Genomic DNA, 6990 nt, shown 5'->3' on the forward strand with positions numbered 1-6990 from the left:
GAGAAGCTGACCACGGCGAGTCATAAGCTGGCTGAGGCTATGTACAAGGCGAATGCTGCTGCTCCAGAAGCTGCTGCGGCGGGCGAACCTGCTGCCGAGCAGAAGAAGGATGAAGGCGTGATTGACGCTGAGTATGTGGACGTCGAGGATAAGAAGTAAGCAAGTCGGCTAGTTAGCAGTTAGCGGGGTGGGCGATACTTGTCGCCCACCCTTAGCTTATTGGGTGAATTGCGAGGGGTAAATGGGGCAGTTCGATTCTCCAAGTGAAGGCGCTTTGTCGCGGCTCAAAAGTGAATCCTTATCTGCTTCGGTTGTCGATAATCCGGCCTCGAGCCTCGCGAGCATTGGTGCAAAAATACTTGAATTGGCGGCCTTTACCGGTATATCAACGCTGACAGATTTGCTTCTGACATTGAAGAGCATTGCTGCGGGTAAAGATGAAGCTAATTTGATCTATTTTGGTGAAGCACTCGTTGACGATTTTCGGCGGTTGTATCGGCTGAACGAAGAGACAAGACGGATATTGAAGGACCAGCTCAGCTCGAAAGAATTTGATCAGGCGGTAGCGAATGCAACACTTCACATTGTTCGTACCAATGTAGAGGTCAGGCTTAAGCGGCTCGCTAATTTGCTCGCAAATGGTGTCAAATCTCAAGATCTTGAACCCGAAAGCCTTGATGACATGATGAGAGCAGCGGTGGAACTGAAAGATCGAGATATTGAATTGCTCAAGAAGCTTTACAAGTCACAGGTGGGATTACTGACATCACAGCAAGCGCTTTCGTCCGACTGGAGCCAGCAGGTTGCTGCTTCCTGGGCGAACAATTTCTCGTTTTTGGACGCGTCTAACAGTCGAGATGCAAGAAGCTCATTGATGCGCTTGCAATCTGTCGGATTGGTGCAGGAGGTGAGGACGATGATGACACCGACCGGGAGGGCTGCCGCACAACCGTTCGGCCTATTGCCGGATGGCATGAAGTTCTACGAGCGTCTTCAAGAAATTGCCACTTCTGAGGGGATTACTTAGTACGGATCGAACTCCACGCGGATGGTGGTGTGCATCTGTACTGGTTCGCCGTTGAGCAGGTAGGGGCGGTACTCCCAGCTATGGACGGCTTCTACGGCGGCGGGTTGCAGGAGCAGCGGGCCGTTGAGGATTTTCACGCGGCCATCGGTGTCGATGGTGGCCTCAAGCGTAACGGTTCCTACGGTGCCGGATTGCAGGGCTTCCATGGGCGGCTGGGGATTGGCCTGGTGCATGAGTTGGCCTTGCGCCACGGCGGTGGATACATTGACGGTTTGCGGCGGAACGGCGTCGGAGGTGGGAGCGATGGAGAGAGTGTCCGCTGCGTTGAGTGGCTCGATGGTGTCAAGCCTGGCTACGGCGGCAGGCTTGCCGGAACGGCTGATTCGCAGGTCGCTGCCGATGAATTTACCCTGGAAGCTGGCGACGGTGTTGTAGAGAACGCGCGTGGATTCCGTTGTGCTCTCGCTGATGCGGAGGACGGGCTTTGCCGGGTCAAAGCAATAGATAAGGCCCGTGGCGATGGAGCTGCCTTGAGTGGCTTGCTGGCCGTGCAGGACGCGGCAGTTGAAGGCGACGTTGTTGAATTTGATCTGCTCCGGTGTGTAGGAGTAGAGCGCAACGGCTTCAGGAGTGGGCAGAGGGTCAGTGAATGCGTGGTTGAGCCGGCCAACGAGTGCGGGAACCTGGCCGGAGACGCCGGAAAAGAGGACTCCTTTATCTGTGCCGTAAACGGTTCGCTTGTAGTTGGAGCCGGCAATGACGAGCTTGTAGCGTTTGGAGCCGATCCAGAATTCTTCGATGGTCCCGCGGTCGGTGACGGCGCCTTTTTCGTCGGCGAGGACGTAGCTGACCTTCATGTGCCAGGGCTTTACATCGGGGCCGAGAAGGCTGTTGGCCGCTGCCGCGGCACGCATCAGGATTCTGGGGTCTTCATCCGCCGCGGAGGCCTTCTGCAGGTACGGAACGAAGGAGAAAAAAGTCGCGATGGCAAGCAGCATCCACAGGCGGAGGCGCCGGGAGTGAACTGGATTCATGGCGAAACGATAGCATACTCATGAGCAGCAACTTTGTTTCGTTTTCCGTGTTACGATAAACGTTAAGCATGATCCAATCCTTTGCCGACGAGGAAACGAGAGTTGTATACCGGACTGGGTCGAGCCGCCGCTGGGCCAACATTGCCCGCGTAGCGGCGCGGCGGCTACAGGCGATTGATTTTGCATCGTCCATTGAGGACTTGACGAGTCCTCCCGGTAATCGGCTGGAAAAGCTCAATGGCGATCGCGAGGGGCAGTGGAGCATCCGGATTAATGACCAGTTCCGCGTGTGCTTTCGATGGGATGGCAAGGATGCCTGGGATGTTGAGATTGTGGACTATCACTAAGGAGATTGGACGATGAGCATTCCACGCAAGCCGAATGAGCGCGGGGTTCCAATTCATCCGGGCGAGTTTTTGCGCGAAGACTTTCTGGTGCCGCTGGGGCTTTCGGCGAATGCGCTGGCGATTGCGCTGCGGGTGCCGGTGACGCGCATTTCCGAGATTGTGCGGGAGCGGCGGGGAATTACAGCGGATACCGCGCTGCGACTTGCGCGGTATTTCAACATGACACCGGAGTTCTGGATGCGCTTGCAGATGAATTACGACCTGGAGTCGGCATCGAATGCAATCGAAATCACTCTGCGCGATGAGATTCGTCCGCGCCCGGCAGCGGCAGGAGCGGCGGGCCGGGGAACGCGGCGAATCGCCTGAAGCGGAAAACTGCCGATAGAGAATTGGCAGAACAGGAAAATCAATGGCAACGACGACTCAAAAAGACTATTACGCAACGCTCGGCGTGAAGAAAGCGGCCACGCCGGAGGAGATTCGCAAGGCCTTTCGCAAGGCTGCGCGCAAGTATCATCCGGACGTGAACCCGAACGACAAGAAGGCCGAGGAGAAGTTTAAGGAAATCTCAGAGGCCAACGACATTTTGAGCGATGAGAAGAAGCGCAAGGTTTACGACCAGCTTGGCTTTTACTCAGACCAGATTGATCCGGCGCAGGCTGAGGCCTATGCGCGCCAGCAGAATATGGGTGGGCAGCCGCCGGTGGACTTTGGGGGCTTTGATTTTTCGGGCTTTCAGGGTGGCGGGGCGCAGAGTGCGGCTTCCTCTGGTCCGGGGTCGCCAGGTTGGGGTAGCTTCAAGGATATTTTCTCGGGGATTTTTTCGGGATCGCAGCAGCCGGGGCGCCCGCGTGGTCCGCAGCCGGGAACGGATCTGGAATATCAAGTCACAGTGGACTTCTGGACGGCGATTCGCGGAGGCCAGGCGCGGCTGACTGTGCATCGGCAGGAGGTTTGCCCGACGTGTCACGGGAAGGCTTCGACGGGCGGGCCGCAGACCTGCCCGGAGTGCAATGGCACGGGGCAGGTGACGCAGATGGGCGGGCGGATGAAGTTCAACATTCCGTGCCCGCGGTGTAATGGGACGGGGCGCATCTCGAATGCCTGCGGCACCTGCCACGGCGAGGGCGTGGTGGACCGGTCGGAGAATGTGGAGTTTCGCATCAAGGCGGGCACGCGGGATGGTCAGCGCATCCGGCTGCAGGGCAAGGGCAATGCCGGCGTGAATGGCGGAGCGGCGGGGGACCTGTATCTGATTGTGCGCACGGGCACGAACCAGGTGTTTTCGCGGCAGGGGGATGATATTCACCTTACCGTTCCGGTTACGGTGCCGGAGGCTTCGCTGGGTGCGAAGGTGGATGTGCCGACGATCGATGGGCGGGCGCAACTGAAGATTCCGCCGGGAACGCAGAGCGGTCAGAAGCTGCGGATGCGGGAGCGCGGAGTGGAGAGTGCGCAGAGCGCGGGCCAGCGCGGCGACCAGATTGTGACTGTTGAAGTTCAGGTGCCGACGCTGCAGGACGAGCGCAGCCGCGAGATTATGCGCGAGCTGGCGAAGCTGAATAATCAGGACCCGCGGGTGCAGTTGTTCGATAAGGTGTAGAAAAGGAAAGATAAAAAGTGCGGTCCGAACTGTTTGAGTGGGACGATGGCAAGGCTGCCGCGAATCTAAGGAAACATCGTATAAGTTTCGACGAGGCTTTGACAGTTTTTGACGATCCGTACGTGATAGTCGAAGCCGATTCGACCCATTCCGAAGAAGAAGAGCGCGCTTACGCAACTGGTTTCTCAGCTCTGAGCAGGGTATTGTTAGTGGTGTACGCAGAGCGGCAAGAGCGCATCCGGCTTGTCAGCGCCCGTCGGGCGACGCAGGAGGAAAGGAGGAAGTATGAGTCTCAGTTCGAGTAAAGCGAGTTCAGTGCACAAAGGAGACGCAGCTTCCGTTGGCTCAGACAAGGTGCCCATTCCTCGGGGCGTTTTTGCGCATCGCCGGGGGGAAGCTGTTGCGGATGAGCGCAAGGTGGTGGAGTTCTGGCTCAGCTGCGGCATTACCGCAGAGAGCATGGAGGATGCCAACGAGCGGTTTTCCTCTATGCCAGACCTTCAGTTGTCGAGAGATGGCATACCGTGGGCCTGCTGCGAGGTGAAGACGATTTGGCGGCATCGCTGGACGGTTCGCATCCTGCATGAGGGACGGACAGCGGAAGAGAGAGTGGAAGAAAGCAAGGCTTCGGCGAGCGAGCGGATCAGCGCCGATCTGATTACGGCGCTTCGCCAACTGAAAGCGGGCAATCCCACCCATGCACTGCTGAATATCGTGGTGCTTGTAAATCGTGATGCAGAAGCATCCCTCGGCCTTCTATCACGAGTGCTTGCTCCTGCTCCAAAGATTACGGGAAGAACGTTGCCGGCAAAACGGGCGGCGATGCTGGCCAAGGAAATGCAGGAGTTTCGTCGCTGCGTGGATATGTGCCTCTGGACTGTAGAGCAGGCAGATGGACAACTCGCCGTGGAAGGATGTCTGTTGTTTGCCGCGGCTCTTCAAGAACAGATAGCGAATCTGCCGGGTCTTGGATTTGGGAAACAGATTATCCTTGATCCGGCAGCATAATCAAAACAGCCATGCCAGCAAAACGTAAATCAAAAGGCGCGTACATGATCTCGGCGGTGGCCGAGATGTACGGTATTCATCCGCAGACGCTCCGGCTTTACGAGCGCGAGGGGCTGCTCAAGCCTTCGCGCACGGAAGGCAACACGCGGCTCTATACGGACGAGGATATTGAGCGGCTGGAGTTCATTTTGAATCTGGCGCGCGACCTGGGAGTGAACATTGCCGGCATTGCGATCATTCTGCAGATGCGGGAGCGCATGGAAGAGATGAACCGGCAGATGCAGAGCTTTGTGGAGTATGTGCGATCGGAGATGTTGACGCGTTTTCAGCAGAATGCGCCGAGCACGGCGGGTGCGATTGTTCCGCTGCGGAAGCCGGCTGTGGCGCGGCCGGTGGTGGTCACAAGGACGAATCCAAAGCGCGAATCGTGATTCGCGTTCGCTTAAAGGTATTCTTGTAGCTGCATGTTGTACGTCTTGCTTGCATTGGCCATCTTTGGCCTGTTTACCTCCACGGTCTTCACCGGCATGGTGCTGACCGCATTGCCTTCCTATCTGCGCGAACGCCGCGCTGCTCTTGAGAAACTTGCTTCCGGAGCGGGGTTTATGCCGCCGCTGAGCCTGCTTAAGCCTTTGCACGGTGCTGAGCCGGGGCTCGAAGGCTATCTGGAAACTTTCTTTGCGCAGGATTATCCGCGGTACGAGATTCTATTTTGCGCGCGCTCGGCGGAGGATGCGGGGCTGGCGGTTGCGCGGCGAGTTGCTGCGCGGCATCCGGAAGTGCCTGTCAAGTTTCTTGCGACTGGCGGGGAGCCGGACTACATCAATGCCAAGGCTGCTTCTCTGGAACATATGGAGGCTGCCGCCGAGCATGAAATTCTGGTGATCAGCGACAGCGATGTGCGGGTGACGCCGGACTATCTGCGTTCGGTAGCGCTGCCGTTTACCGATCCAAGGGTGGGCGGGATTACCTGCTTGTATCGTGGAGTGGTGGCGGAGGGTGGGTTGTGGGCACGGGTGGAGGCTGTGGGCATGTCCGTGGAGATGACGGCGGGCGTGCTGGTGGCGCGGAACCTTGAGGGCATGCAGTTTACGCTGGGGCCGACGATGGCGTTTCGCCGCGAGACGATTCGCAGGATGGGCGGATTTGCCGTGACGGCGGATTACTGCGCGGACGATTTTGTGCTGGGCAATGAGGCTTACAAGCAAGGCGACGCGATTGTGCTGAGCCACCATGCGATTGACCATATTGTGATCAACGCGAGCTTCTGGCAGTCGATGTTGCACCAGGTTCGCTGGATGAAATCCACGCGCTTCTCGCGGCCCAAGGGACACTTTGGCACTGCGCTGACTTTTGCGATGCCGTTTGGACTGCTGGGGCTTGCTGCCGGTGGAGCGCTGGGACATTGGGAGTGGGGGATTGCGTTGCTGGCGTGGGCGATGGCGTCGCGGCTGGCGATTTCGATTCCGGTGGGCCGGATGGTGGTGCAGGACCGGAGTTGGCTGGCGCTGCTGTTGCTGTATCCCGTACGCGACCTGATGGGGTTTTTCTTCTGGGCGGCTAGTTATACCTCCAGCAGAATTCATTGGCGGGGGCGGATTTACCGGTTGCTGCCGGGCGGGAAGATGCGGGCGGCGGAATAGAAACCGGGACTAATTGCTGATTTAAAATTGAATGCATCATGATTCGTTACTCCACTGCTGGTGAGTCGCATGGTGAGGCGCTGGTTGCGCTGGTCACGGGGCTTCCGGCCGGTATTCCTGTCGATCTCGATTTTGTGAACCGCGAGCTGTGGCGGCGGCAGCAGGGCTATGGCCGCGGCGGCCGCATGAAGATTGAGACCGACAAGGCGCATATCCTCTCAGGTGTTCGGCACGGCAAGACGATTGGTTCGCCGGTGGCGATTGAGATTATCAACCGCGACTGGAAGAACTGGGAAGAGAAGCTGCCGGTGGAGGCGGGCGATCCGGC

At 58.0% G+C, this 6990-nt stretch carries 10 protein-coding genes; 9 read left to right on the forward strand and 1 reads right to left on the reverse strand.

What is annotated here, in order from left to right:
• Positions 1–241 precede the first annotated feature (241 nt).
• Positions 242–1027, forward strand: a complete 786-nt coding sequence (locus tag ABSG47_RS19970; protein WP_424172022.1) for a hypothetical protein — start codon at positions 242–244, stop codon at positions 1025–1027.
• Here the strand turns inward: ABSG47_RS19970 and ABSG47_RS19975 are convergent.
• Positions 1024–2061, reverse strand: coding sequence for an energy transducer TonB (locus ABSG47_RS19975; RefSeq protein WP_424172025.1), 1038 nt, complete (start codon positions 2059–2061; stop codon positions 1024–1026). The genes ABSG47_RS19970 and ABSG47_RS19975 overlap by 4 nt on opposite strands.
• Before the next feature lie 68 nt (positions 2062–2129).
• Between ABSG47_RS19975 and ABSG47_RS19980 the strand changes: the two genes are divergently transcribed.
• The 8 genes from ABSG47_RS19980 to ABSG47_RS20015 form a co-directional block, all read left to right on the forward strand.
• A complete protein-coding gene (locus tag ABSG47_RS19980; protein WP_424172028.1) occupies positions 2130–2408 on the forward strand; it encodes a type II toxin-antitoxin system RelE/ParE family toxin in 279 nt (92 codons plus the stop codon).
• Between the two features lie 12 nt (positions 2409–2420).
• The gene (locus ABSG47_RS19985) at positions 2421–2774 is read left to right on the forward strand and encodes a HigA family addiction module antitoxin (RefSeq protein ID WP_424172031.1); all 354 of its coding nucleotides are present in this window, start codon (positions 2421–2423) and stop codon (positions 2772–2774) included.
• A gap of 43 nt (positions 2775–2817) precedes the next feature.
• The gene (locus ABSG47_RS19990; RefSeq protein WP_424172034.1) at positions 2818–4011 is read left to right on the forward strand and encodes a DnaJ C-terminal domain-containing protein; all 1194 of its coding nucleotides are present in this window, start codon (positions 2818–2820) and stop codon (positions 4009–4011) included.
• A gap of 17 nt (positions 4012–4028) precedes the next feature.
• A complete protein-coding gene (locus ABSG47_RS19995) occupies positions 4029–4316 on the forward strand; it encodes a BrnT family toxin (protein ID WP_424172037.1) in 288 nt (95 codons plus the stop codon).
• Positions 4297–5019, forward strand: a complete 723-nt coding sequence (locus tag ABSG47_RS20000; RefSeq protein WP_424172039.1) for a hypothetical protein — start codon at positions 4297–4299, stop codon at positions 5017–5019. Before ABSG47_RS19995 ends, ABSG47_RS20000 begins: the two co-directional genes overlap by 20 nt.
• An 11-nt stretch (positions 5020–5030) precedes the next feature.
• Positions 5031–5450, forward strand: a complete 420-nt coding sequence (locus ABSG47_RS20005; RefSeq protein ID WP_058189763.1) for a heat shock protein transcriptional repressor HspR — start codon at positions 5031–5033, stop codon at positions 5448–5450.
• 33 nt (positions 5451–5483) lie between these two features.
• Positions 5484–6662, forward strand: coding sequence for a glycosyltransferase (locus ABSG47_RS20010; protein WP_424172042.1), 1179 nt, complete (start codon positions 5484–5486; stop codon positions 6660–6662).
• Between the two features lie 38 nt (positions 6663–6700).
• On the forward strand, positions 6701–6990 hold a 290-nt coding region (locus ABSG47_RS20015; RefSeq protein WP_424172044.1), incomplete at its 3' end, for a chorismate synthase.

It is taken from the genome of Occallatibacter sp., assembly GCF_049510455.1.
In the GTDB taxonomy this organism is placed as follows: domain Bacteria; phylum Acidobacteriota; class Terriglobia; order Terriglobales; family Acidobacteriaceae; genus Telmatobacter.

Excerpts from the sequence above, each read along its gene's own strand:
- ABSG47_RS19970 (WP_424172022.1), top strand. The coding sequence starts at position 242 with ATGGGGCAGTTCGATTCTCCAAGTGAAGGCGCTTTGTCGCGGCTCAAA.
- ABSG47_RS19975 (WP_424172025.1), bottom strand. The coding sequence starts at position 2,061 with ATGAATCCAGTTCACTCCCGGCGCCTCCGCCTGTGGATGCTGCTTGCC.
- ABSG47_RS19980 (WP_424172028.1), top strand. The coding sequence starts at position 2,130 with ATGATCCAATCCTTTGCCGACGAGGAAACGAGAGTTGTATACCGGACT.
- ABSG47_RS19985 (WP_424172031.1), top strand. The coding sequence starts at position 2,421 with ATGAGCATTCCACGCAAGCCGAATGAGCGCGGGGTTCCAATTCATCCG.
- ABSG47_RS19990 (WP_424172034.1), top strand. The coding sequence starts at position 2,818 with ATGGCAACGACGACTCAAAAAGACTATTACGCAACGCTCGGCGTGAAG.
- ABSG47_RS20000 (WP_424172039.1), top strand. The coding sequence starts at position 4,297 with ATGAGTCTCAGTTCGAGTAAAGCGAGTTCAGTGCACAAAGGAGACGCA.
- ABSG47_RS20005 (WP_058189763.1), top strand. The coding sequence starts at position 5,031 with ATGCCAGCAAAACGTAAATCAAAAGGCGCGTACATGATCTCGGCGGTG.
- ABSG47_RS20010 (WP_424172042.1), top strand. The coding sequence starts at position 5,484 with ATGTTGTACGTCTTGCTTGCATTGGCCATCTTTGGCCTGTTTACCTCC.